We start from the raw sequence: 23,007 nt of genomic DNA, 5'->3' as shown, positions 1-23,007 counted from the left end.
GCTGTTTCGTCAGCTGCGCCGGCGCTGCCCCAGGTCGCGCAGCGCGGCCGAGAGCGCATCCTCGTTCACCGGCTTCAGCAGATGATGATCGAAGCCGGCCTGCGCGATGCGGGCCCGATCGCCGGGCTGGCCCCAGCCGGTGAGCGCGATCAGCCCCATGTGCCGGTGACGCGGGTGCGCGCGAAGCCGGCGCGCCAGTTCGCAACCGTCCATGCCCGGCATGCCGATGTCCAGGATGCCGAGCGTCGGGCCGAAGTCTTCCGCCGCGCGCAGCGCCTCCATGCCGCCGAAGGCGATGGCCGTCTGGGCGCCCAGCAGGTCCAGCAGCGCCGCGAGCGATTCCGCCGCGTCGCGGTTGTCGTCGACCACCAGGATGCGCTGCCGCGCGGCGGCGGCCTCCGCGTCAACGCCGGGCCGCGTACCGGCCTTCACGCCGCGGCCTAGCAGCGGCAGCGACACGACGAACTCGCTGCCGTGGCCGATGCCTGCGCTCCTCGCGTCGACCGAGCCGCCGTGCAGCTCCACCAGGCTCTTCACCAGCGTGAGGCCGATTCCGAGCCCGCCCTGCGCGGCGCGCGCCGTGTCGCTCACCTGCACGAACATGTCGAAGATCGCGTCGAGCATGGCTGCGGGAATGCCCGTGCCGCTGTCCTTCACGCGCACCACGGCATCGCCGTGGTCCCCCTGCTCGAGGAACACCTCGACGGTTCCGCCCTCGGGCGTGTACTTGGCGGCGTTGTTCAGCAGGTTGGCGAACACCTGCGTGAGCCGCACGCTGTCGCCTTCGACCGCCAGTGAGGCATCGGGCATGTTCAGCGCGAGGGTGTGCTTGCGGGCTTCCATCAACGGCCGGCTCAGTTCGACCGCGTCGCGGATCACCTGCGCCAGCGTCAGCTCGGCGAGCTGCAGCTCGATCTTGCCGCGGGTGATGCGCGAGACCTCCATCAGGTCGTTCACCAGGCGCACCATGTGCTCCACCTGGCGGCCCATGAGCTCGTAGTAGGGCAGTGCCGCCTCGGGCGTGGGGGCCTTGCGCTTGAGGATGGCCAGCGCGGTGCTCAATGGCGCGAGCGGGTTGCGCAGCTCGTGCGCCAGGGTGGCGAGGAACTCGGTCTTGCGCTTGTCGGCTTCGCCCAGGTCGTCGAGGATCCGGCGCAGTTCGTACTGCCGGCGGCGCGCTCGCAGTGCGCTGCGCAAGGCGCTCACCAGCGAGGCCACGCGCATGGGCCGCTCCAGCACGGTGACGTTGGCCATGCCGTCCATGGCGACGCCGATGGCACGCGAGTCGGCCCCCTGCCGGGCAAGGATCAGCACAGGCAGGTCGGACCATGGCGGCTGAGCCGAGACCGCATCGGCCAGTTCCGCTGCGCCGGTCCCAGAGAGCATTTCCTCCGACACCAGCAGCGCACCCGCGCCATGCGGAATTTCCTGCAGCAGGTCGCGCAGCGAGGGGCACGCAAGCGATTCGATGCCGGCGTGCTTCAGCACGGCGGTGGTCATTGCCGCATCCTTCGACGTGGCTGTGCGCAGCAGCACGCGCAGCTGCGTGTGCACGGGAGAGGCGTCGGGGGCGTCGGTGTTCGTCACGGTGGAACGGCCGACACGCCGTCGATCGGTACGGGCACCCCCGTCAGGATGCCCCTGAAGCGGCGCAACGGCTCGCCCACGTTGAGCCCGTTGTGGTCCATCGAGAAGGCGCGGATCGAACGCTCGTGCACGCCACCGCGCTTCTTGAGCACCGAGATCGCCTGGTGCACCTCGCCATCGGATTCGAAGTAGCGCAGCAGCACGACCGCGTCGGCGAGGTAGCTGGCGTCCACCGGTGTCTGCATCTGCATGCCGACGAGCCCGTGCTGGGCGCCCACCAGCAGCGTCGCCACGCCGGACTGGCCGAGGTAGGTGAGCAGCTCATGCAGGTGCACGATCAGGAAGCGCTCGTCGGGCATCGCGTTGAGGTAGCCGTTGAGGCTGTCGATCACCACCACCGCCGCCGAATGCCGCGTGACCGCGAGCCTGATCTCGTGCACCAGCTCGCCGGGCGAGAGTTCGGCCGGGTCGATCTGCTTGATGCGGATCAGGCCCGATGCAAGGTGCGGCTCGATCTCCATGCCCAGCCCCATGCACCGCGTGCGCAGCGTATTGATGCTTTCGTCGAAGATGAAGAGCGCGGAGCTCTCGCCCCGCTGCGCTGCCGCGATGGCGAACTGCACCGCCAGCGACGACTTGCCGGTGCCCGGAGCGCCGACGAAGAGCGTGCTCGTGCCTTTCTCGAGGCCGCCGCCGAGCAGTGCGTCGAGCTTGTCGATGCCGCTGGGCAGCTTGGTCAGCATCATTTCGCGCGAATGCTCGGCCGCCACCAGCCGCGGAAATACATGCAGGCCGCCGCGCTCGATCTTGTAGTCGTGGTAGCCGCCGCGGAACGACTGGCCGCGGTACTTCACAACCAGCAGGCGGCGGCGAGCCGCGCCGTAGTCGGAATTGGACTGCTCCAGCCGCAGCACCGCGTGCGCGATGCTCTGCACCTGCAGGTCGTGCTCGGTGGCCGTCATGTCGTCGAGAAGCACCACGGTGCACTGGCGTCCCGCGAAGAACTGCTTGAGCGCCAGGATCTGGCGCCGGTAGCGCAGCGAGTTGCCCGAGAGCAGGCGCAGCTCGGAGAGCGAGTCGAACACCACGCGCGAAGGCTTGAGCGTTTCCACGTCGCCGAGGATGCGCAGCGTGGTCTCGCTGAGCTCCATCTCGGACGGGTGAAACATGGTGTATTGCTCTTCGGGCTGAAGCGCATCCTGGGTGGGCAGCATCTCGCGGATGTGGATCGCCGAGAGATCCCATCCGTGCGAGGCGGCCACGCCGCGCAGTTCGGTTTCGGTTTCCGACAGCGTGACGTAGAGCACCGACTCGCCCGCGCTCACGCCCTCCAGCAGGAACTGCAGGGCAATGGTGGTCTTGCCCGCGCCGGGCATGCCTTCCAGCAGGTAGAGGCGGTTGGGTTCCAGGCCTCCTCCCAGCACATCGTTCAGGCCTGGTACGCCGGTGCTGAGGGGGCCGCTGGCGTTCGGCTCCATCGTCGTTCTCCATGAAACATGCGGACACTCATTCCATCATGGAGCGTTTGAAAATGCATGCGCGCCGCGCCAGCCGGGAGGCCAAGCCCATGTCGGCGGCGATCCCTTTGCACATTGCGGTACGGGTGGTGCGAGGCAGAGGCGTTGTCCTGCACGCCGTGTCGGAACTGTCCGGTTGGCGCGCGGTGCGCGGCAAAGAGACTGCGGCTTCTGCTTCCTTCTTTCTTTCGTTCAACCCCAGACATTTCACTCATTGCCCAGGAGACGACGATGCCCGATGACAGCGAGATCCGCATTCCGCAAGACGACGAACGCATCGACGTCACCGACCTGAAGGAGGTCGACTACTGGACCCGCTGGTTCGGCGTGAGCGAGGCCAGGCTGCGCACCGCCGTGGCATCGGCCGGCACGCACAGGGACGACCTGCGGATCTATCTCGGGCTGCCCTGACCGCTGCCGAGGCGGCGGGCGCCATGCCTCGGGCCCTTGGACCTCAGGCCGCTGCGGCCAGCATGCCCTTCTGTTCGATGAACGCGACCACGTCGGCCACGCCCGAGAGCGTCTTGAGGTTCGTCATCACGTAGGGCCGCTGGCGGCGCATGCGCTGCGTGTCCTGCTCCATCACGTCGAGATTGGCGCCCACGTAGGGCGCGAGGTCGGTCTTGTTGATCACGAAGAGGTCGCTCTTGGTGATGCCGGGGCCGCCCTTGCGCGGGATCTTCTCGCCGGCCGCCACGTCGATCACGTAGATGGTGAGGTCCGACAGCTCGGGGCTGAAGGTGGCCGCGAGGTTGTCGCCGCCCGATTCGACGAACACCACGTCGGCGTCCGGAAAGTCTTCCAGCATGCGGTCGATGGCCTCGAGGTTGATCGAGGCGTCTTCGCGGATCGCCGTGTGCGGGCAGCCGCCCGTCTCCACGCCCATGATGCGCTCGGCCGGCAGCGCGCCGGCCACCGTCAGCAGGCGCTGGTCTTCCTTGGTGTAGATGTCGTTGGTGATCGCGATCAGGTCGTACTTGTCGCGCATCGCCTTGCAGAGCATCTCGAGCAGGGTGGTCTTGCCGGAGCCGACCGGGCCGCCGATGCCCACGCGCAGGGGCGGAAGTCTCTTGGTGCGGTTGGGAATGTGGTGCAGGGCGGAGGTCATGAGGATGGTGCTCGGTTCAGCTTCGGAAGAGGCGGGAATATTGTGTTTCGTGGCGAGCCGACAGCACCGCCAGCAGGGGCGCGAAGGCCTGGCGCTCGTTGTCGCCCAAGGCCATCGCGCGGGTCACGGCATCGGGAATCTCCTGCGCCAGCCGGCCCAGGATGCGCTGGCCCGCGCTCTGGCCCAGCGGCACGGCCTTGACCGCGGCGGCGACCATGTTCTCGGCCCAGCCGAAGGCGAAGGCCAGGCAGCCGTCGTGCACCGTGGCGCCCGCGCGGCTGGCGGCGAAGGCGAATGCGACGGGGTAGCTCGCACCCAGCTCGGCAAAGACTTCCGCCGTATCGGCGTGGTGCAGCTTCAGCCATTCGACGAAGGAGCGGCCCATCTGCTCTGTCTGCAGCAGGAACTCGGCCGACTCGCGGGTGGCCATCACCCAGTCGTTGAGCGCACGGATGCGCGGCATGTCGCCGGCGCTCCAGGCCGCGATGGCCTGCCCGCAGACGGCGAGGTCGCCGCGGGCGAAGCTCAGGTGCAGCTGGTCGGAGATCCACTCCGCCGCGCGCGGTTCGGTGTCGATGCCGGCCCATTCGACGGCGGCTTCGACGCCCTCGGAGTACGAGAAGCCGCCGACCGGCAGCGCGGGCGAGGCGAGCCAGATCAGCTGCAGGAGGCTTTGGGCGGACACGTCGTCAGTGGGAGTGACCGTGATGCCTGTGGCCGTGATCGTGGCCGTGGCCATCGTGGTCGTCCAGCAGCTCCGGCGCGAGCACCAGCGGCTTAGGGCCGTTGCCCTGGGCATGCGGGTGACCGTGATCGTGCGAATGCCCGTGGTCGTGGCTGTGGCCACGGCCATGCGAATGCTCGTGCGATCCATACGCACCGCCCTCGGGCTCGAAGGCTTCTTCCACCGCCACGACGATCAGGTGCATGGAGCGCAGCATGTCGGCCAGCACATGGTCGGGCTCGATCTTCAGGTGGTCGGGCTTCAGCTCGATCGGCACGTGCCGGTTGCCCAGGTGGTAGGCCGCGCGCGTCAGGTCGAAGGGCGTGCCGTGGGCGGTGCAGTGCGTGATGCGAAGCACCGGCTGCGGCGCCGCGATCACGCGCACCAGCGAGCCGTCCTCGGCCACCAGCACGTCGCCGCCACGCACGAGCGTGCCGCGCGGCAGGAACACGCCGATCTGGCGGCCCTGCGAGTCGGTGGCGTCGAAGCGGCTCTTCTGGCGGATGTCCCAGTCGAGTTCGATGGTGGCGGCACGCTTGAGCAGCACGGGCGCGAGGCCGCGGCCCTGGGGCATGAGTTTGTTGGCGGTGAGCATGGTGCAAATGGAGCGCTCCGGAGGGCGCCCGCTGGCTGGATGAATACCTTCGAGGATACGCAGCCTGTCAAGCAGCCGCGTTCCCCAGGGCTTCAGAACAGGAAATACCGCTGCGCCATCGGCAGCAGCTTCGCCGGCTCGCAGGTCAGCAGGTTGCCGTCGGCGCGCACCGCGTAGGTCTGCGCGTCGATCTCCATCTTCGGCGTGTAGCCGTTGTGGACCAGGTCCTTCTTGCGCACGTTGCGGATGTTCTTCACCGCGCTCAGCTGCTTCTTCAGGCCGTAGCGTTCGCCGATGCCAGCGGCCAGGCCGGCCTGCGAGACGAAGGTGAGCGAACTCCTCGCGAGCGATCCGCCGTAGGCGCCGAACATCTGGCGGTAGTGCACCGGCTGCGGCGTGGGGATCGATGCGTTGGGGTCGCCCATGGCCGCCAGCGCGATGCTGCCGCCCTTGATGATGGTGAAGGGCTTCACGCCGAAGAAGGCCGGCTTCCAGATCACGATGTCGGCCCACTTGCCGATTTCGAGCGAGCCCACCTCGTGCGCGATGCCGTGCGCGATGGCCGGGTTGATCGTGTACTTGGCGACGTAGCGCTTCGCGCGGAAGTTGTCGTTGCGCGCGCTGTCCTCGGGCAGGGTGCCGCGCTGCAGCTTCATCTTGTGCGCGGTCTGCCAGGTGCGGATGACCACCTCGCCCACGCGGCCCATGGCCTGGCTGTCGGAACTGAACATGCTGATCGCGCCCAGGTCGTGCAGCACGTCCTCGGCGGCGATGGTCTCCTTGCGGATGCGCGACTCGGCGAAGGCCAGGTCCTCGGCGATGCCGGCATCGAGGTGGTGGCACACCATGAGCATGTCGACGTGCTCGTCGAGCGTGTTCACGGTGTAGGGCATCGTGGGGTTGGTGGAGGACGGCAGGAAGTTGCCCTCGCCCACCACGCGCAGGATGTCGGGCGCATGGCCGCCGCCCGCGCCTTCGGTGTGGAAGGCGCAGATGCCGCGCCCGCCCACGGCGGCGATGGTGTTCTCGACGAAGCCCGATTCGTTGAGCGTGTCGCTGTGGATGGCCACCTGCGTGTCGGTGGCGTCGGCCACGTCCATGCAGTTGCTGATGGCCGCGGGCGTGGTGCCCCAGTCTTCGTGCAGCTTCAGGCCGATGACGCCGGCCTCGATCTGCTCGTGCAGCGCGTGCGGCAGGCTGGCATTGCCCTTGCCCAGGAAGCCCAGGTTCATCGGGAAGGCGTCGGCCGCCTGCAGCATGCGCTCGATGTGCCAGGGGCCGGGCGTGGAGGTGGTGGCGAAGGTGCCGGTGGCGGGGCCGGTGCCGCCGCCGAGCATGGTGGTCACGCCGGAGGAGAGCGCCTCCTCGATCTGCTGCGGGCAGATGAAGTGGATGTGGCTGTCGATGCCGCCCGCGGTGACGATGTTGCCCTCGCAGCTGATGATCTCGGTGCCCGGGCCGATGACGATGTCCACGCCCGGTTGCACGTCGGGGTTGCCGGCCTTGCCGATGGCGGCGATGCGGCCGTCCTTCAGGCCGATGTCGGCCTTCACGATGCCCCAGTGGTCGAGGATGAGCGCGTTGGTCAGCACCGTGTCGACAGCGCCCTGCGCCCGGGTGCGCTGCGATTGCGCCATGCCGTCGCGGATCGTCTTGCCGCCGCCGAACTTCACCTCTTCGCCGTAGCCGCCGGCGCGAAGCGTGTAGTCGGCCTCGACCTCGATGACCAGCTCGGTGTCCGCGAGACGGATGCGGTCGCCCACCGTGGGGCCGAAGATTTCGGCGTAGGCACGCCTTGAGATGGTCGCCATCAGAGCTTTCCTTGAACCAGGCCGCGAAAGCCGTAGACGATGCGATCGCCCGAAAAGTCGACCAGCTCGACCGTGCGCTGCTGGCCCGGCTCGAAGCGCACGGCGGCGCCCGAGGCGATGTTCAGCCGCATGCCGCGCGCGGCCTCGCGGTCGAAGCCGAGCGCGCCGTTGGTCTCGGCGAAGTGATAGTGCGAGCCGACCTGGATCGGCCGGTCGGCGGTGTTCTGCACCACCAGCGTGAGGGTGCGGCGGCCGGGGTTGAGCGTGTGCTCGCCCTCGTCGGTGAAGAGTTCTCCGGGGATCATGCCGGCCGCCTCAGATGGCCTGCGCCAGCAGCGTTGCGCCCAGGCCGACGACCGCGGCGCCGGCCACACGCGGCAGCCATGCGTTGGCGTTGCGCAGCGCCCAGCCGACTGCGATGCCGGCGGCGTGCAGCAGCACGGTCGCGCAGACCATGCCGGCCAGCGTGAGGGCGGCGCCTTGCTCGCTCGCCAGCTCGTAGCCGTGCGCCACGCCGTGGAAGACGGCGAACACGCCCACCACCACCATCGCCGCCACGGCCGGCAGGCGCACGCGCGTGACCACCAGCAGGCCCAGCACCAGCAGCGAGGCCGCGATCATCGGCTCGACCGCCGGCAGCTGCACGCCGGCCAGCCCCGCCAGCGCGCCCGCGAGCAGCATGCCGGCGAAGGCCAGCGGCGCCCAGAGCAGGTCGGGCCAGGCGCGGCGCGCGGCCAGCGCGCTCCACAGGCCGACCGCGATCATCGCCGCGAGGTGGTCGGCGCCGGTCAGCGGGTGCATGAAGCCGGTGACGAAGCCGTGGTGCAGGCCGCCGTCGACACCGGTGTGGGCGCTGGCGGCCAAGGGCAGCAGGAGGGCGATCAGGGCAAGGGTCTTGGAGGTGCTGTGGCGCATGGAAAAGTCCTTCTGTTCTTTCTCTTGTTCTTCGAATGTCAGACGATGGGCTGATGGACGGTGACCAGCTTGGTGCCGTCGGGGAAGGTCGCTTCGACCTGGATGTCGGGAATCATCTCGGCGATGCCGTCCATCACGTCGGCGCGGGTGAGCACGCTGCGCCCCTCGCTCATGAGTTCGGCGACGCTCTTGCCGTCGCGCGCGCCTTCCATGACGGCGGCGGAAATCAGGGCGACGGCTTCGGGGTAGTTGAGCTTGAGGCCGCGGGCCTTGCGGCGTTCGGCCAGGAGTGCCGCGGTGAAGATCAGCAGCTTGTCTTTTTCGCGCGGGGTCAGTTCCATGGGATCGGCATCGGGTGACGGGAGGAGGCGGCCATTATGGGCAAGCCGGCTTGTTTGCAACAGTCGTGCCTTGTCCGCCAAAAGCCGTATGGATGGCACGGAAGATGCACCGAAACGGTGTGAACCCTGAAGCCACGACCGCCACCCCCGACGATGCCCCGCAGCGCATCGTCAAGGTGCGGCGCGACTACAACAGCTGGGTGGCCAGCGAGACGCTGGAGGACTACGCGCTGCGCTACACGCCGCAGCGCTTCCGCAAATGGTCCGAATGGCGGGTGGCCAACACGGCGTTCGGGGCGGCGTCGTTCCTGATCCTGGAGGCGGTGGGCGCCACGCTGCTGGTGCAGTACGGCTTCGCCAATGCCTTCTGGGCGATCCTGGCGACCGGGCTCATCATTTTTCTGGCGGGCGTGCCGATCAGCGTGTACGCGGCGCGCTACGGCGTGGACATGGACCTGCTCACGCGTGGCGCCGGCTTCGGCTACATCGGCTCCACGCTCACCTCGCTGATCTACGCGAGCTTCACCTTCATCTTCTTCGCGCTGGAGGCGGCGGTGATGGCCTATGCGCTGGAGCTGGCGCTGGGCATTCCGCCGGTCTGGGGCTACCTGGTGTGCGCGCTGGTGGTGATTCCGCTGGTCACGCACGGGGTGTCGGCCATCAGCCGGCTGCAGCTGTGGACCCAGCCGCTGTGGCTGCTGATGCTGGTGGTGCCCTTCGCGTATGTGCTCGTGCGCGATCCTGGTGCGTTCGCGGGCATCGCGCACTACAACGGCGTGCGCTCGGGCACGAAGGGCTTCGATCTGCACCTGTTTGGCGCAGCCCTCACGGTGGGCATCGCGCTCATCACCCAGATGGGTGAGCAGGCCGACTACCTGCGCTTCATGCCCGCGCGCACGGCGGCCACCGCGCGGCGCTGGTGGGCCGGGGTGCTGGCCGGCGGCCCGGGCTGGGTGGTGCTGGGCGTGCTCAAGATGCTGGGCGGCGCGCTGCTGGCCTACCTGGCGCTCACGCACATGGTGCCGGCCGACCGGGCGGTCGACCCCAACCAGATGTACCTGGCGGCCTACGAGTACGTGTTTCCGCACTACGGTTGGGCGGTGGCGGCCACGGCGCTGTTCGTGGTGATCTCGCAGCTCAAGATCAACGTGACCAACGCCTATGCGGGCTCGCTGGCCTGGAGCAACTTCTTCTCGCGCGTGGCGCACAGCCACCCGGGGCGGGTGGTGTGGGTGGTGTTCAACGCGCTCATCGCCTTCATGCTGATGGAGATGAACGTGTTCGAGGCGCTGGGCGACGTGCTGGGCCTGTTCGCCAACATCGCCATCGCCTGGATGATGGCGGTGGTGGCCGACCTGGTCATCAACAAGCCGCTGGGCCTGTCGCCGCCGGGCATCGAGTTCAAGCGCGCGCACCTGTGGGACATCAACCCGGTGGGCGTGGGTGCGATGGCGCTGGCCTCGGGGCTGTCGATCACCGCGCACCTGGGCGTGTTCGGGCCGCTGGCGCAGGCTTTTTCGGCGCTGATCGCGCTGGGCACGGCGCTGGTGGCCTCGCCGCTGCTGGCCTGGGCGACCGGCGGCAAGTACTACCTGGCGCGCGGCGCGGCGTCCTCCGGGGCCGGCGCGGTGCGCTGGGCCAGGGTCGAGCACGAGGGCAGCTACCAGCGCCTGAAGGTGCAGCACTGCGTGATCTGCGAGCGCGAGTACGAGGGGCCGGACATGGCTCACTGCCCCGCCTACCAGGGCCCGATCTGCTCGCTGTGCTGCACGCTGGACGCGCGCTGCGGCGACCTGTGCAAGCCGCACGCGAGCCTGTCGTCGCAGTGGTCGGCGGTGCTGCGCTGGCTGCTGCCGCGGCGCAGCTGGCGCTACCTCGACACGGGGCTGGGGCACTTCCTGCTGCTGATGCTGGTGATCGTGCCGCTACTGGCGGTGGTGTTCGGCGTGCTCTACCAGCAGGAGCTGCGCGCTCTCGCCGAGGGCGCGCTGGAGCTGGCTTCCGAATCGGAAGTGACGGCCGCGCTGGCGGGGCTGCAGAAGCTGTCGCTGCGCTCGGGCTTCCTGAAGGCATACATGGCGCTGCTGGTCATCGCGGGCATCGTCGCGTGGTGGCTGGTGCTGGCGCACCAGAGCCGCAAGGTGGCGCAGGAGGAATCGAACCGCCAGACCCACCTGCTGATGCGCGAGATCGAACTGCATCGCGAGACCGACCGCGCGCTGCAGGCTGCCAAGCAGGCTGCCGACGAAGCGCGCGAGATCGCAGAGCAGGCCAAGCAGGCCGCCGACCAGGCCAACCAGGCCAAGAGCCGCTACATCAGCGCCATCAGCCACGAGCTGCGCACGCCGCTCAACAGCATCCTGGGCTACGCGCAGCTGATGGGCGAGGATCACTCCGTGCCGCCGCACCGGCAGCAGGCGGTGGCGGTCATCAAGCGCGGCGGGGAGCATCTGCTCTCGCTCATCGAGGGCACGCTGGCCATCGCGCACATCGAGGCCGGCAAGCTCACGCTGCACGCGCGGCCGATGCGCTTCGCCGACACGCTGCGCGAGCTGGCCGACATGTTCGAGCTGCAGGCGGCCGAGAAGGGGTTGCAGTTCCGCTTCGAGGCGGCGGGGCAGCTGCCCGAGGTGGTGCGCGCGGACGAAAAGCGCGTGCTGCAGATCCTCATCAACCTGCTGGGCAACGCGATCAAGTTCACGGCCGTGGGGCAGGTCACGCTGCGGCTGGCCTATGCGCGCGAGTTCGCCTCCATCGAGATCGAGGACACGGGCCCGGGCATGCCGGCCGGGGACATCGAGCGCATCTTCGAACCCTTCGCGCGCGGCAACGCCGCGGGGGCGGCGGCCGCGCCGGGCGCGGGGCTGGGGCTGACCATCGCCAAGATGCTCACCGACCTGATGGGCGGCGAGATGAAGGTGAGCAGCACGCCGGGCGTGGGATCGCTCTTCTGCGTGCGGCTGTTTCTGCCGCGCGTGCATGACGCGGCGGCCGGCGCGGGACGCGCGCTGCCCGTTCCGCGCGCGCGGCGCGGCTACGAGGGGCCGCGCCGGCGCCTGCTGGTGGTCGACAACGAAGAGGCCGACCGCGACCTGCTCGGCCACCTGCTCGCGCCGCTGGGCTTCGAGTTGCGCAGCGCAGCCAGCGGGCACGACGCGCTCGACCTCGTTGCCGCCGGCTACCGGCCGGATGCGATGTTCGTCGACCTGGCGATGCCCGGCATCGATGGCTGGGAGACCATCCGCCGTGCGCGCAAGCTGGGCCTGACCGAGGCTGCCGTGGCCATCGTCTCGGCCAACGCCTTCGACAAGGGGCTGGACAACGACGTGGGCATCGCGCCGGAAGATTTCTTCGTCAAGCCCGTGCGCCACACCGAGCTGCTCGACTGGCTCGAACGCCGGCTCGGGCTGCGCTGGACCGAGACCGCCGCGAAGCCCGCCGCCGTTGCCGCGCCGCGCGCGATGTTGGCGCCTTCGCTGGCCCGCCTGCGCGCGCTGGAGGAGGCCGTCGGCCTGGGCTACTTCCGGGGCATCATGAACCAGCTTGACGACATCGACGCCGCGCAGCCCGAGTGCGCGGCATGGACCGAAGCGCAGCGCACGCTCGCCCGCCAGTTCCAGTTCGAAGTCATGAGCCGCGCGCTGGCCGAGGCCGTCGAAAGCGCAGCATGACCACGAAGCCATCCGCAGCCATGGAAACCTCATCGCTCGCCAGGACCCTGCGCGAACAGCAGGGCGCCAACAGCGACCTCGTGCTGATCGTCGACGACGTGCCCGACAACCTCGCGGTGCTGCACGATGCGCTCGACGAATCGGGCTACACCGTGCTCATCGCCACCAACGGCGAGCAGGCGCTGCAGCGCGCGGTGCAGGCCAAGCCCGACATCGTGCTGCTCGACGCGATGATGCCGGGCATCGACGGCTTCGAGGTCGCGCGGCGGCTCAAGGCCGATGCCGCGACGGCGCACATTCCCATCGTGTTCATGACGGGGCTGACCGAGACCGAGCACCTGGTGGCCGCGCTGGAGGCGGGCGGCGTCGACTACGTCACCAAGCCCATCAAGCCGAAGGAAGTGCTGGCGCGCATGAACGTGCACCTGCAGGGCGCGCGCCGCGCGAGGCAGGACGCGCGGCAGGCCGGCCAGGCGCGAAACGCGCTCGACGCCTTCGGCTACGCCAGCATCACGGTGCGCCTGCCCGAAGGCAAGCTCATCTGGCAGACGGCGCTCGCGCGCGACCTGCTGCTGCGCTACTGCGACACCCGCGCGCCGGAGACGCCGCCGGCGGTGCTCGAATGGCTGCGCAGCCACACGCCCGATGCGCGCGAGCGCGGCATCGAGCCGCCGGCGCTGTCGATCGTGCAGGGCGCCGGCAGCCTCACGCTGCGGCTGCACCAGCAGACCGGCGGCGACGACGACGGCGATGAGTGGATGATCATCATGCGCGAGGTGTCCGACACGGCGGTCATCGAGGCCATGAGCCTGAGCCTCAAGCTCACGGCGCGCGAGGCCGAGGTGCTGTACTGGGTGGTCAAGGGCAAGACCAACAAGGACATCGGCGAGATCCTCGGCAGCAGCCCCGCCACGGCAAAGAAGCACCTGGAGCGGGTGTACGTGAAGCTGGGCGTGGAGACGCGCACCGCGGCGGCGGGCGTGGCCATCAAGCGCATTCGCGAGCTTCAGCCCCAGTTCGAGATCTGAAGGGTACCCACCGCGTGGTGCCGTGTCATGGCGCCTGCTTTCCGCGTCCCTAGAATGGTTCGAGGCCCCCGGGGACGCGAGCGATGAAGAACACCAGCCACAGCAGAACAACGACCCGACCGCCATCGCGCGGCTGGATGCTCGCGGCCTCCTGCCTTGGAGCGGGGCTGCTCGCGGCTCCCGTTGCACAGGCGGCGGGGCATTTCGATGTGGACGACGCCAGCACGCTCGACCCGGGCCAGTGCCAGTACGAGACCTGGTGGGGCCGCACCGGCGTCGAGCCCGTCACGGGCTTCCACTTCGGGCCGGCCTGCCGCGTCGGGCCTGTGGAACTGGGCCTGAACCTCGACCGAACCTCGGTGGGCGGCGTCCATTCGGTCACCGGCGGGCCGCAGCTCAAGTGGAATTTCTACGGACAGGCGGCCGACGCGCCCTTCAGCGCGGCGGTGTCGGCGGGGGCGGTGTTCGACTTCAGGCGCGGCGGCCGCGCGGGCGGGCAGTTCGTCGTTCCCGTCACCTGGCGGCCGCTGGACAGCCTGCAGATCCACGCGAACGTCGGCGCCGACTGGGCGACCGGAACCGGGGCGCGCACCCCGCGCGGCGGCGTCGGCGTGGAGTGGGCTTTGAACGACACGGTGTCGCTCATCGCCGAGCGCAACCGCGCCTCGAACGCCTGGACATCGCGCGTGGGCGGGCGCTTCAGCATCACGCCGCTGATCAGCGTGGACGTGAGCGCATCGCGCACCGGGCCGCAGGGCGTGCGCGGCTTCGTGATCGGGCTGAACCACGAGTTCAGCTGGAAGTGAGCCGGCCCTAGCGCAGGTGGCGCTGGATGCGCTTCTCGTCTTCCGCCAGCTGCTGGCGCATGAGCGAAATGAAGTCGCGCGCGGTGGCCGAGAGCACCTTGCCCGCCGGCAGCGCCAGCAGGCAGGTGAAGTACACGTCGACCGAGAACTTGCGCACCACCAGCCCGCGCTCCGCGTAGTCGAGCGCGGTGATCGGGTTGACCAGCCCCACGCCCAGGCCGCGCAGCGCCATCTCGCACACGCTGGCCGCGTAGGGCGTCTGCACCAGCACGCGCAGCGCCACGCCGTGCGGCGCCAGCGCAGCCTCGAGCCGCTGGTGCGAGGGGTCTTCGGGGTTGAGCGAGAGAAACGGCGCCTCTGCGAGCTGCTCGGGCTTGATGGTCTTGAAGCGGGCCAGCGCATGGTTGGGCGGCATCACCACCACGCCGGGAAAGCGCGAGAAGGTGGAGTGGTCGATGCCTTCGAGCGAGAGCTCGTCGGCCATCAGCCCGAAGTCGGAGATGCCCATGGCCACGCGGTCGCGCACGTCCTTCGAGCTCAGGACCTGCAGCGACACCTGCGGCCAGGGGCTCGCGCCGCGGTGCGCCTTCAGCCGCGCCAGCGCGCGCGGCATGAAGCCCAGGCCGTAGGCCGGAAAGCAGCTGAGCTCGAGCTGGCTCACGCCGAAGTCGCGCAGGCTGCGCACCCGGTGCTCGATGGCGTCCATGCCGATGAAGACCCGCTCCACCTCCACCCACAGCGCGCGCGCCTCGGGCGTGGGCACCAGCCGCCCGCCGATGCGCTGGAACAGCAGCATGCCGGCCTGGGTCTCCAGGCGCTTGAGCGACTGGCTGATGGCGGGCTGCGTCACGTGCAGCAGCGCGGCGGCCTTGCGCGTGGAACTGCTGCGCATGAGTGCCCGGAACGTTTCGATTTCGCCGAATCGCATCGATAAGTTCTGTTATCGGTTGAGTATCTGAGGCTGCGTAATTTTATTTCCGATTGCATAAGATTTAGTCACAACTTCATCAAGCGCAGACCCCCGTGACGACATCGCCCGTTCTGGATTTCAAGTTCGCCGCTCCCCCGATGGATCCGCTGAGCCATCCTTCGTCCCCGGGCCATCCCCCCGGGCTGGTCCGCGACCGCACGCCCAAGCCCGTGCGCAACCCGAACCTGCGCGGCCTGCAGTGCCTGCGCTGCGATGCGCTCTACCCGGTCACGCTGGCGCACGACGGCTGCCCGGCGTGCCGGCGCGAGGGCATCCACGTGGCGTTGCGCGCGAGCTACCTGCCCGACAGTGCCGAGCTGATGCCCATGCCCTACACCTCCAGCTTCGCGCTGGGCGAGGGGCAGACGCCGCTGCAGGACATGCCTGGGCTGGCGCAGCAGTTCGGCGTGTCGCGCCTGTCGATCAAGGACGAGTCGTGCAACCCCACCGGCTCGCACAAGGACCGCATGACCGCGGTCGGCGTGGCGCAGGCGCTCGACTTCGACGCCCACACGCTGGTGCTGGCCTCTTCCGGCAACGCGGCCGTCTCGGCGGCGCACTACGCATGGGCCGCGGGCCTGGGCTGCGAGGTCGCGACCTACGAGGGCATGCCGGCCACCTACGCGCGGCAGCTCGACGCGCTGGGCGCGCGGCGCTACGTGTTCTCCGACAACGCCGGCCGCTGGGCCTTCGTGCGCGAGCGCTCGGAGCATCCCGGCTATTTCGCGCTCACCAACTACCGCCTGCCCGCGCTGGGCAGCGCGCCGCTGGCGATCGAGGGCTACAAGCCGATCGCGCTGGAGTGCGTGAACGAGGGCGGCCTGCCCGACCACGTCGTGATTCCCACCGCGCGCGGCGACCTCGCGTGGGGCATCTACGCGGGCTTTCGCGACCTGCTGGCAGCCGGGCGCATCGCGCGCCTGCCGAAGCTCTGGCTGGTGGAGCCGTTCCCGCGCCTGGCGCGCGTGTTCGCGGGTGGCGCCATCAACGGCAGCTACCCGGGCCACACGGCGCAGTTCTCCACCGCGGGTGCCACCGTCACCTACCTGCAGTGGCAGGCAGCCACCGCCACCGGCGGCGGCGCCGTGGTGGTGAACGACGACGAAGCCCGAGCCGCACGCCGCGTGCTCACTGCGGCCGGCGTGAGCGCCGAACTGTGCGCCGCGGGCGGCCTTGCCGCGCTGCGCCAACTGCGAGAAAGCAACTCCATCGCTGCGGACGCGCACGTGGTGCTGATGCTGACGGCCAACGCGACCGGCGATCCGAGCTGGCCCGACCGCCCGGTTTAACTTTCCAGGAATCCAACATGCCGACGATGAATCGCCGGGCCTTCGCGGCCTCCGGCTCTGCAGCCCTGCTCGCCTCTTTTGTCAGCCCCGCGTGGGCTGCCTACCCCGACAAGCCGGTGAAGCTGGTCGTGCCGTGGGCGGCCGGGGGCAGCACCGACGCCATTGCCCGCGCCATGGCGCAGCGCATGAGCCAGACCATCGGCAGCCCGGTGATCGTGGACAACCGGCCCGGCGCCGCCGGCATGATCGGCACCGACGCGGTGGCCAAGGCCGCGCCCGACGGCTACACGCTTGCCATCGTCGAGCTCCCGCACGCCATCGCGCCGGCGGTGACGGCGAAGCTGCCCTACGACCTGCTGCGCGACTTCACGCCGGTGACCATGATCGGCACCTCGCCGCTGGTGTTCTTCGCGGGCATGGACGACGACAGCAAGGACTTCAAGACCTTCCTGAAGACCGCTGCGGCTGCTGCCGCCAAGGGCTCGCCGCCTGCCATCGCGCACAGCGGCGCGGGCACGGTGAGCCACCTCGCGGGAGAGCTGCTCGCGAGCCGCACGAAGATCCCGTTCAACATGGTTCCGTATCGCGGTTCGGCGCCTGCGCTCACCGACGTGGCGGCGGGCACGGTGGCGGGGCATTTCGCGACGTTGGCCAGCGGCTCCAGCCTGCTGGGCGCCAACCGCATCCGGCCGCTGCTGGTGACGAGCGCGCAGCGGGTGAACCTGCCCGGCCTGCAGAACGTGCCGGCGCTCGCCGAGAACGGCCTCAGGGGCCTGGAGATCGACCAGTGGTGGGCCCTGGTGGCGCCGGCCACCACGCCGCTGGACGTGATCGAAAAGCTGCGCCGCGAGGCCATTGCCGCGCTGGAGCATCCGTCGGTGAAGGAGCGGCTTTCGGTGCTCGGCGTGCAGATGAAGGGGTCGACGCCGGCCGAACTGCGCGCCTTCCTGCGCTCGGAGGCGGAGCGCTGGCAGAAGGCCGCGCACGAGATCGGGCTGCAGCCGCAGTAAGCCCCGGCAGGGCTACTTCGCGTCGCTGTAGACGGTGGCGCGCGACACGCCCATGTGCGCCGCCGCGATCTCGGCGCCGCGGCGGACTTCGAGCATGCCGGCCTTCTTCAGCTCCTGCACCAGCTGCTTGCGGTCGGCCGGCTTCAGCGAGCGCGGCGTGGTCGCGCGCGCGGCGGCGAACTCGTCGATGCGCGCGTGGATGCGGTCCGAATGGCTGCCGCCGCCGGCTTCGAGGTGCTCGTGCACTTCCCTGTCGTCGATGCGCGTGAACTGCGAGATCGCGCCCTGGAAGCTCTGGAACAGCGTCAGGTCGACGTTCAGGCACAGCGCGGCCACGTACTCGCCGCTCTCGTCCTTGATGCCGATGGAGGTGCTCTTGACCTTGCGCCCGTCGGGAAAGGTGTTGGCGTAGTTCGCGATCACCGCCGGGAAATCCGGATCGCGGATGCGCGCGAGGCCCAGTTCGGTGACCGAATCGCCGACGTCTCGGCCGCTCAGGCCGTTCTCGATCGCGTGGATCGCGTTCCTGGGGTTGCTCAGGTCGTGCACCACCACCTCGCAGAAGGGCGCGAAGGTCTGGCCCAGGCCCTCGGCGATGTTGCTGAGCATGTCGAGCAGCTGCTTGTTCGGCTTCTTCTTCATACCGGGGAATGTATCCAGCTCTGGACGAACAATCTGATTTATACAAAAAGTACAATATTGGATGTATTATCCAGTCTTGTTCAGATTGTTGATCCAGGAGCCACGAATGACAGAACGCGCACGCTACGTCGATCCCCGCACCGGCCGGCGCCACGAACTGTCCGAACGCCGCTGGCGCTCGGACGACGGCAACCCGATGCTGGTCACGCCGCTGCCGGGCATCGGGCGCGACGACATCGATTCGCGTACGCGCTCGCTGTGGCGTTACCGCGCGGCGCTGCCCGTGGCCATCGACAGGCCCGCGAGCATGGGCGAAGGCTGCACGCCGTTGGTGCAGAAGCGCTGGGGCGACTTCGAGCCGCACTTCAAGCTGGAGTGGTTCAACCCGACCTGCAGCTTCAAGGACCGTGGCGCGGCGGTGATGATGTCCTTCCTGCGCCAGATCGGCGTCGATGCGGTGCTGGAAGACAGCTCGGGCAACGGCGGCGCGGCCATCGCCGCCGCGGGCGCCGCGGCCGGCATGCGCGTGAAGGTGCTCGCGCCGAGCTACACGCCCGCGCCGAAGGTGGCGCAGATCCGCGCCTTCGGCGCCGAGGTGCAACTGGTGCCGGGGCCGCGCGAGGAGTCGGAACACGAGGCGGTGCGGCAGTCGGAATCGATCTTCTACGCGAGCCACAACTGGCATCCGTTCTTCCTGCAGGGCACGAAGACGCTGGCCTACGAGCTGTGGGAAGACCTGGGCTTCGTGGCGCCGGACAACGTCGTGATTCCGACCGGCGCGGGCAGCAACGTGCTCGGCTGCTGGATCGGCTTCAAGGAGCTGCTGGCGGCGGGGCAGATCAGGAAGTTGCCGCGCATCTTCGTTGCGCAGCCGCTGAACTGTTCGCCGATCGACGCGAGCTTCACCGCTGGCGTCGACACGCTCGTGGAGCGCGCCGTGCAGCCGACCATCGCCGAGGGCACGGCGATCAAGCGGCCGGTGCGGCTGGCGGAAATCATCCAGGCCCTGCGCGAGACGAATGGCAGGACCGTGGCGCTGACCGAGGAGCAGATCGCGGCGGCGGTGCGCCGGCTCGCGGCCTGCGGCCTTTACACCGAGCCGACTTCCGCGTCGGCCGCCGCGGCCATCGACGTGCTGGCGCAGCGCGGCGATATCAGGAGCACCGAGACGACCGTGGCGCTGCTGACGGGTACCGGGCTGAAGTCGACGCAGTTCATGACCGGGCTCTTCGCGGACGCGGCCGTCGCATAGCGGGCCTGCTCAAAAAAATGGCCCCCACGCCGCGCGGCATGGGGGCCATCCTCTTGCTTGCCGATTCGTTGCCGGCTCGCTCCCTGATCGGCTCTATTTCCTCTGAGCCCCTATTTCCCTTATTTCCACTTCCAGCCCACGCCGGCGTTCACGCCCCATTCCCTGCCGTTGGTCGAAATGCCCGCGCCCCACGACATTCCTCCGTCGCCGGCAAGCGCCTTGAAGGTCAGCGCCACGGCGCTGTAGCCCTTGTAGCTGCCCACCCCGACGCCCACGGTCTTCTCGCCCGGGGCGAGCGTGGGCAGGTAGGTGCCCGACATGGCCATGGCCATCGCCGTGCCCGTGTAGGCGATGCGCGCCACGTCGGCGACCTGGCTGCGCACCTGGTTGAGCTGGTTCACGTTGACGGCGTCCGTGGGCTGCACGCCTGGCGCCACGTTGGAGATGCGCGTGCCTCCCGGCGCCTGGCCGTTGCCCAGCACGATCTGGCTGTAGTCGACGGAGCCATCGGCGCGGGTCGTGTATTGCGCACTGCTGGCCCGGGAGGCGGCTTCGGATGCCTTGAGCTGCGCCACGTTCGCCGCGTCGCTGTCCGCCGTGCCGGCCGCCACGCCGGTGATCTGGCGGAAGCGGCCGCTGGCTGCGTCGCCGACCGAAGCGGCTGCCTGTGTGCTGGCGGTGGCCTTGACGGCGGCCTGTTGCTGCGCCGATGTGTTGCGAGGCACGTATCCGGCCACGCCGGCAGCGGTGGCGGCCACCGAGCCGGCGCCCAGCGCCACACCCTCGCTCTGCTGCACCACCGCGCCGAAGCCGATGGCGGTGCCCTTGGCGATCCGCGGCGACTGGCTCAGCGACGTTCCACCGGCATCGGCGTTGTCGCCGAGAGCGGTGCCGCCTCCGCCTGCGCGCGAACTCGCGCCGATGGCCTGCGAGCCCGTGGCCAGTGCGCCGGTGCCGATGGCGATCGCGTTCGCGCCTGTCGCGAGGGCGTAGGAGCCCACGGCCAATGCGTTGTTGGCTGCTGCCTTGGCGCCTGTGCCGGCCGCAAGGGAGGTGGAACCGCTGGCCTCCGATTGCGGGCCGATCGCAACGGAACTGTCGCCGCTGGCCATCGAGTCGCCCGCCGTCGACCTGGCGTGGAAGTACTTGGTACCCGTGTTGTAGATGGTGCTGACCGACGTGCTCAGGCTGCGAAGGTTGCCGTTTGCGGTGGACAGGCCGGTGGAGAGGCTTCCGATGCTTGCCGCGGTGGACGTGGACAGGCTGGCGAGGGCGCCATTGGCCGTATTGAGGCCGGTCGACAGGCTGCCGATGCCGGCGGCGGTGGAGGTGGACAGGCTGGCGATGGTTCCGTTGGCCGTGTCCAGGCTGGTGGACAGCGAAGCGGTGGCGGTCGAGAGCTGGCTGACGTTGACCGCGTCGGTCGCAGAGCCGCCGGCGGCGACATTGGTGAGCCTGCGCTCACTGCCGCCGCTGCCCACCGACACTTCGCCAGCCGCCGTTGCAGCTGCGACCGCGGTTCCCGCGGCCGGCGAGTAGGCGGGCGCACCCTGCAGGTTTGCCAGCGAGTCGGCGGTGGTGCTGCCGGCGCCGATGGCGGCGGAGTTGTCGTACTTCGCGGAGGCGCCGCTGCCAAGGGCCACGGCACCCTGGCCGGCTGCACTGGACGCCGCGCCGATCGCGGCCGAGTTCAGCCCCTGTGCCTGTGCGTCGTAGCCGAAGGCGGCACTCCCGGTTCCCGAGGCGCTGCTCGAAAGCCCGGCCGCGGTGGCCCATTTGCCCGCGGTACTGGAGAACCCGACGGCGGTGGCCCCGTCGCCCGTGCCCTGCGAGTAGCTGCCATACACCGTCACCCCGTTCAGGTTGTTGCCGCTGGAGTCGCAGCCGGTGATGTTGGACCAGGGACCGCTTCCGTCGACCGGGGCGCTGTTCGTGCCGGTGACGGTCACGCGCCCGATGGTTGCAGTGCTCGTGCTGCTGCAGTTGGAAGGCGCGTAGGTCGAGGCGTTGGCTGCGACCGGCGAGAGCTGCAGCCCGCTGGCGAGAACTGCCGCAGTGACCGCAGACAGCCTGAAGCCCAAACGGCCGGCGCGAATGTTTTTGTACGAATTGCTCATGGATTTTTCTTTGAAATCAATCTTCTGAAAAAGAAATGCGGACTCGATGCGCGTGACGAGACGGCCTGATTCCTTGGCCGGAGCCGGGCGTCGTTCGGTTCTGGGGGTGAAAAAAGGATCTCCCGTCTTCGGGAAATCGGCCTCACCGATGGCTGCTTGCCGGCGCCGGTCAGGCGGGCAAGTGGCGAGGCGTGAGCTAGCCGCAGGGCTCGTGTGAAATCATTCCAACCTCTCCGTGTTTATTCGATGGTGAAAGTCGCGCAGAGCTGCGTTGCCAAGCTCTGCCAAAGACTTCGAGGTTGCGGAATGTATCGACTGGAAATTGACTCGGACATGACCATTAATGTCAATTAATGGCATTCCTCCGGGATTGAATTATTTCCGGATTGCGAATTTCTTTTTTAGGGTGAGAAGAAGTCCGCAATTTGGGTTTTTCTCTTTGAAAGAGCCTCGCGGCAGAAACAGCCATGCGGTGCATTGATGACCAAAGATGCCAGCAGGGACTCGGTTCGCAGCGCTCAAATGTTCTGCCGTCCGCCACAAAAAATCACGCTTTTCAGATGCGCGGCAGGCGGCGCGGCATTGCCTCCGTCTCTGAAGACGTCACCAGGGCCAGGCGATGCGCGTGCCTGTTCGGGTGTCGATGGCGCGCGCATGAAGAAGGCGTGCGACGGTCAGGTCCTGCAGCGCGAGGCCCGTCATGTCGAAGACGGTGATGTCCTGCGGCGTGCGCTCGAAGCCGGCCTTGCCGCTGAGCAGGTCGCCCAGTTCCACGCAGTCGGTGTTGGGCGCCCACTGCATTTCGCCGATCTCCCGGGCCTGCGTGCGGTCGTCGACGAACAGGCGCGCGCGGGGCAGCAGGCCTTCCGGCAGCTCCCGCTTGCCGCGGGTGTCGGCGCCGACGCAGTTCAGGTGGGTGCCGGGCTGGACGGCATCGAGATCGAACAGGGCTCCTCCGCCGGGCGTGGCGGTGATCACGATGTCGCTGCGGGCCACGGCCGTGTTGCGGTCGGTGGCCGGCGCGATGCGGCAGCGTCCTGCGAATTTGGCTTCGAAGGCGGCATTGGGCTCGCCGCTCGCACTGATATATAGAACCTCGCTCAGCGAGGGCAGCAGCCGCAGCGCGAAGTCGAGCTGGATGCGCGCCTGCACGCCGGTGCCGATGATGCACAGCCGCGCACTGCCGGGCCGCGCGAGCCGCTGCAGGCCCAGCCCGCCGGCAGCGCCGGTGCGCACGGTCGTCACCGTGTTGCCGTCGATGACGCACAGCGGCCGGCCGGTCGCCGGGCCAATCAGCATGATCGTCGCCTGATGGGGCTCGCCCCCGCGCTGCCGGTTGGCCGGCCAGAATCCCGCCGCCTTGAATCCGAGCAGCCCCTGGGCCTGCACCTCGCCGGACTTGATGCCGAACACCCCGCCGGTGCCCAGCGCCTCCCGCACCACCGGGAACACGCGGCCTTCGCGGTCGCTGTGCAGCACGAAGGCCTCGCGCACGGCGCCGAGCACTTCGTCGTGAGAGAGGAGGGCGTCGACCTGGTTCTTGTCGAGCAGCAGGAGCCGGGCGTCGGCGGGCGCGATGGAGGATGTCATCTGGAAATATTATCTATCTCCAGACAAAAAATCA

Annotated in this window: 21 protein-coding genes; 8 read left to right on the top strand and 13 right to left on the bottom strand. The window is 68.9% G+C overall.

Going from position 1 to position 23,007, the window contains the following annotated elements:
- Positions 1–9: 9 nt before the first annotated feature.
- Both ABL844_RS26030 and ABL844_RS26025 read right to left on the bottom strand, forming a co-directional pair.
- A complete protein-coding gene (locus ABL844_RS26030; RefSeq protein ID WP_418129518.1) occupies positions 10–1,587 on the bottom strand; it encodes an ATP-binding protein in 1,578 nt (525 codons plus the stop codon).
- Entirely contained in the window at positions 1,584–3,065 is a 1,482-nt protein-coding gene (locus ABL844_RS26025; protein ID WP_418117696.1) for an ATPase domain-containing protein, read from the bottom strand. Before ABL844_RS26025 ends, ABL844_RS26030 begins: the two co-directional genes overlap by 4 nt.
- A gap of 11 nt (positions 3,066–3,076) precedes the next feature.
- Here ABL844_RS26025 and ABL844_RS26020 point away from each other — a divergent pair, with 11 nt between their 5' ends.
- Positions 3,077–3,346 carry a hypothetical protein gene (locus tag ABL844_RS26020; RefSeq protein ID WP_418117695.1) on the top strand — a complete coding sequence of 90 codons (270 nt, stop codon included), beginning with the start codon at positions 3,077–3,079 and terminating at the stop codon, positions 3,344–3,346.
- The gene (locus ABL844_RS26015; RefSeq protein WP_126024654.1) at positions 3,336–3,515 is read left to right on the top strand and encodes a DUF3606 domain-containing protein; all 180 of its coding nucleotides are present in this window, start codon (positions 3,336–3,338) and stop codon (positions 3,513–3,515) included. Before ABL844_RS26020 ends, ABL844_RS26015 begins: the two co-directional genes overlap by 11 nt.
- A gap of 43 nt (positions 3,516–3,558) precedes the next feature.
- Here the strand turns inward: ABL844_RS26015 and ureG are convergent, their stop codons facing one another.
- From ureG to ABL844_RS25980, 7 genes are all read right to left on the bottom strand, one after another.
- The gene (gene ureG, locus ABL844_RS26010; RefSeq protein ID WP_184642184.1) at positions 3,559–4,212 is read right to left on the bottom strand and encodes an urease accessory protein UreG; all 654 of its coding nucleotides are present in this window, start codon (positions 4,210–4,212) and stop codon (positions 3,559–3,561) included.
- A 16-nt stretch (positions 4,213–4,228) separates the two neighbouring features.
- Positions 4,229–4,951: an urease accessory protein UreF gene (locus tag ABL844_RS26005; RefSeq protein WP_418129517.1), complete on the bottom strand. Its 723-nt coding sequence runs from the start codon at positions 4,949–4,951 to the stop codon at positions 4,229–4,231.
- Positions 4,902–5,531 carry an urease accessory protein UreE gene (gene ureE, locus ABL844_RS26000; protein WP_418129516.1) on the bottom strand — a complete coding sequence of 210 codons (630 nt, stop codon included), beginning with the start codon at positions 5,529–5,531 and terminating at the stop codon, positions 4,902–4,904. Before ureE ends, ABL844_RS26005 begins: the two co-directional genes overlap by 50 nt.
- A gap of 92 nt (positions 5,532–5,623) precedes the next feature.
- On the bottom strand, positions 5,624–7,342 hold the full coding sequence (ureC, locus tag ABL844_RS25995) for an urease subunit alpha (protein WP_418129515.1): 1,719 nt from the start codon (positions 7,340–7,342) through the stop codon (positions 5,624–5,626).
- Positions 7,342–7,647 (bottom strand): urease subunit beta, encoded by a 306-nt coding sequence (locus tag ABL844_RS25990; protein WP_126024658.1) that lies wholly within the window; start codon positions 7,645–7,647, stop codon positions 7,342–7,344. The genes ureC and ABL844_RS25990 overlap by 1 nt, the downstream gene beginning before the upstream one ends.
- Positions 7,648–7,657: 10 nt before the next feature.
- Positions 7,658–8,257, bottom strand: a complete 600-nt coding sequence (locus ABL844_RS25985) for a HupE/UreJ family protein (protein WP_418129514.1) — start codon at positions 8,255–8,257, stop codon at positions 7,658–7,660.
- A gap of 38 nt (positions 8,258–8,295) precedes the next feature.
- Positions 8,296–8,598 (bottom strand): urease subunit gamma, encoded by a 303-nt coding sequence (locus ABL844_RS25980; RefSeq protein ID WP_042578881.1) that lies wholly within the window; start codon positions 8,596–8,598, stop codon positions 8,296–8,298.
- A 104-nt stretch (positions 8,599–8,702) separates the two neighbouring features.
- Between ABL844_RS25980 and ABL844_RS25975 the strand changes: the two genes are divergently transcribed.
- The 3 genes from ABL844_RS25975 to ABL844_RS25965 all read left to right on the top strand — a co-directional run bounded on the left by ABL844_RS25975 (position 8,703) and on the right by ABL844_RS25965 (position 14,103).
- A complete protein-coding gene (locus ABL844_RS25975; RefSeq protein ID WP_418129513.1) occupies positions 8,703–12,269 on the top strand; it encodes an ATP-binding protein in 3,567 nt (1,188 codons plus the stop codon).
- 20 nt (positions 12,270–12,289) lie between these two features.
- Positions 12,290–13,297, top strand: coding sequence for a response regulator transcription factor (locus tag ABL844_RS25970; RefSeq protein ID WP_126024792.1), 1,008 nt, complete (start codon positions 12,290–12,292; stop codon positions 13,295–13,297).
- A gap of 83 nt (positions 13,298–13,380) precedes the next feature.
- Positions 13,381–14,103, top strand: a complete 723-nt coding sequence (locus tag ABL844_RS25965; RefSeq protein ID WP_260319517.1) for a hypothetical protein — start codon at positions 13,381–13,383, stop codon at positions 14,101–14,103.
- Between the two features lie 7 nt (positions 14,104–14,110).
- On the opposite strand, the gene ABL844_RS25960 is transcribed toward ABL844_RS25965, so the two are convergent.
- Positions 14,111–15,031 (bottom strand): LysR substrate-binding domain-containing protein, encoded by a 921-nt coding sequence (locus tag ABL844_RS25960; RefSeq protein ID WP_126024661.1) that lies wholly within the window; start codon positions 15,029–15,031, stop codon positions 14,111–14,113.
- Between the two features lie 140 nt (positions 15,032–15,171).
- Here ABL844_RS25960 and ABL844_RS25955 point away from each other — a divergent pair, with 140 nt between their 5' ends.
- Complete coding sequence (locus ABL844_RS25955) at positions 15,172–16,362, top strand: threonine synthase (protein WP_418131956.1); 1,191 nt, start codon at positions 15,172–15,174, stop codon at positions 16,360–16,362.
- Between the two features lie 17 nt (positions 16,363–16,379).
- Entirely contained in the window at positions 16,380–17,372 is a 993-nt protein-coding gene (locus ABL844_RS25950) for a Bug family tripartite tricarboxylate transporter substrate binding protein (protein ID WP_418129512.1), read from the top strand.
- A gap of 12 nt (positions 17,373–17,384) precedes the next feature.
- Here the strand turns inward: ABL844_RS25950 and ABL844_RS25945 are convergent, their stop codons facing one another.
- On the bottom strand, positions 17,385–18,014 hold the full coding sequence (locus ABL844_RS25945) for a helix-turn-helix transcriptional regulator (protein ID WP_418129511.1): 630 nt from the start codon (positions 18,012–18,014) through the stop codon (positions 17,385–17,387).
- Between the two features lie 106 nt (positions 18,015–18,120).
- Here ABL844_RS25945 and ABL844_RS25940 point away from each other — a divergent pair, with 106 nt between their 5' ends.
- Positions 18,121–19,266: a threonine synthase gene (locus ABL844_RS25940; protein ID WP_418129510.1), complete on the top strand. Its 1,146-nt coding sequence runs from the start codon at positions 18,121–18,123 to the stop codon at positions 19,264–19,266.
- A 119-nt stretch (positions 19,267–19,385) separates the two neighbouring features.
- Here the strand turns inward: ABL844_RS25940 and ABL844_RS25935 are convergent, their stop codons facing one another.
- Both ABL844_RS25935 and ABL844_RS25930 read right to left on the bottom strand, forming a co-directional pair.
- On the bottom strand, positions 19,386–21,383 hold the full coding sequence (locus ABL844_RS25935; protein WP_418129509.1) for a YadA family autotransporter adhesin: 1,998 nt from the start codon (positions 21,381–21,383) through the stop codon (positions 19,386–19,388).
- Between the two features lie 603 nt (positions 21,384–21,986).
- Positions 21,987–22,973 (bottom strand): ornithine cyclodeaminase family protein, encoded by a 987-nt coding sequence (locus tag ABL844_RS25930; RefSeq protein ID WP_418129508.1) that lies wholly within the window; start codon positions 22,971–22,973, stop codon positions 21,987–21,989.
- Positions 22,974–23,007: the final 34 nt, after the last annotated feature.

The organism is Variovorax sp. 278MFTsu5.1 (assembly GCF_048305045.1).
GTDB classification, from domain to species: domain Bacteria; phylum Pseudomonadota; class Gammaproteobacteria; order Burkholderiales; family Burkholderiaceae_C; genus Variovorax; species Variovorax guangxiensis.
This window is presented reverse-complemented; position numbering and strand designations above follow the sequence as displayed.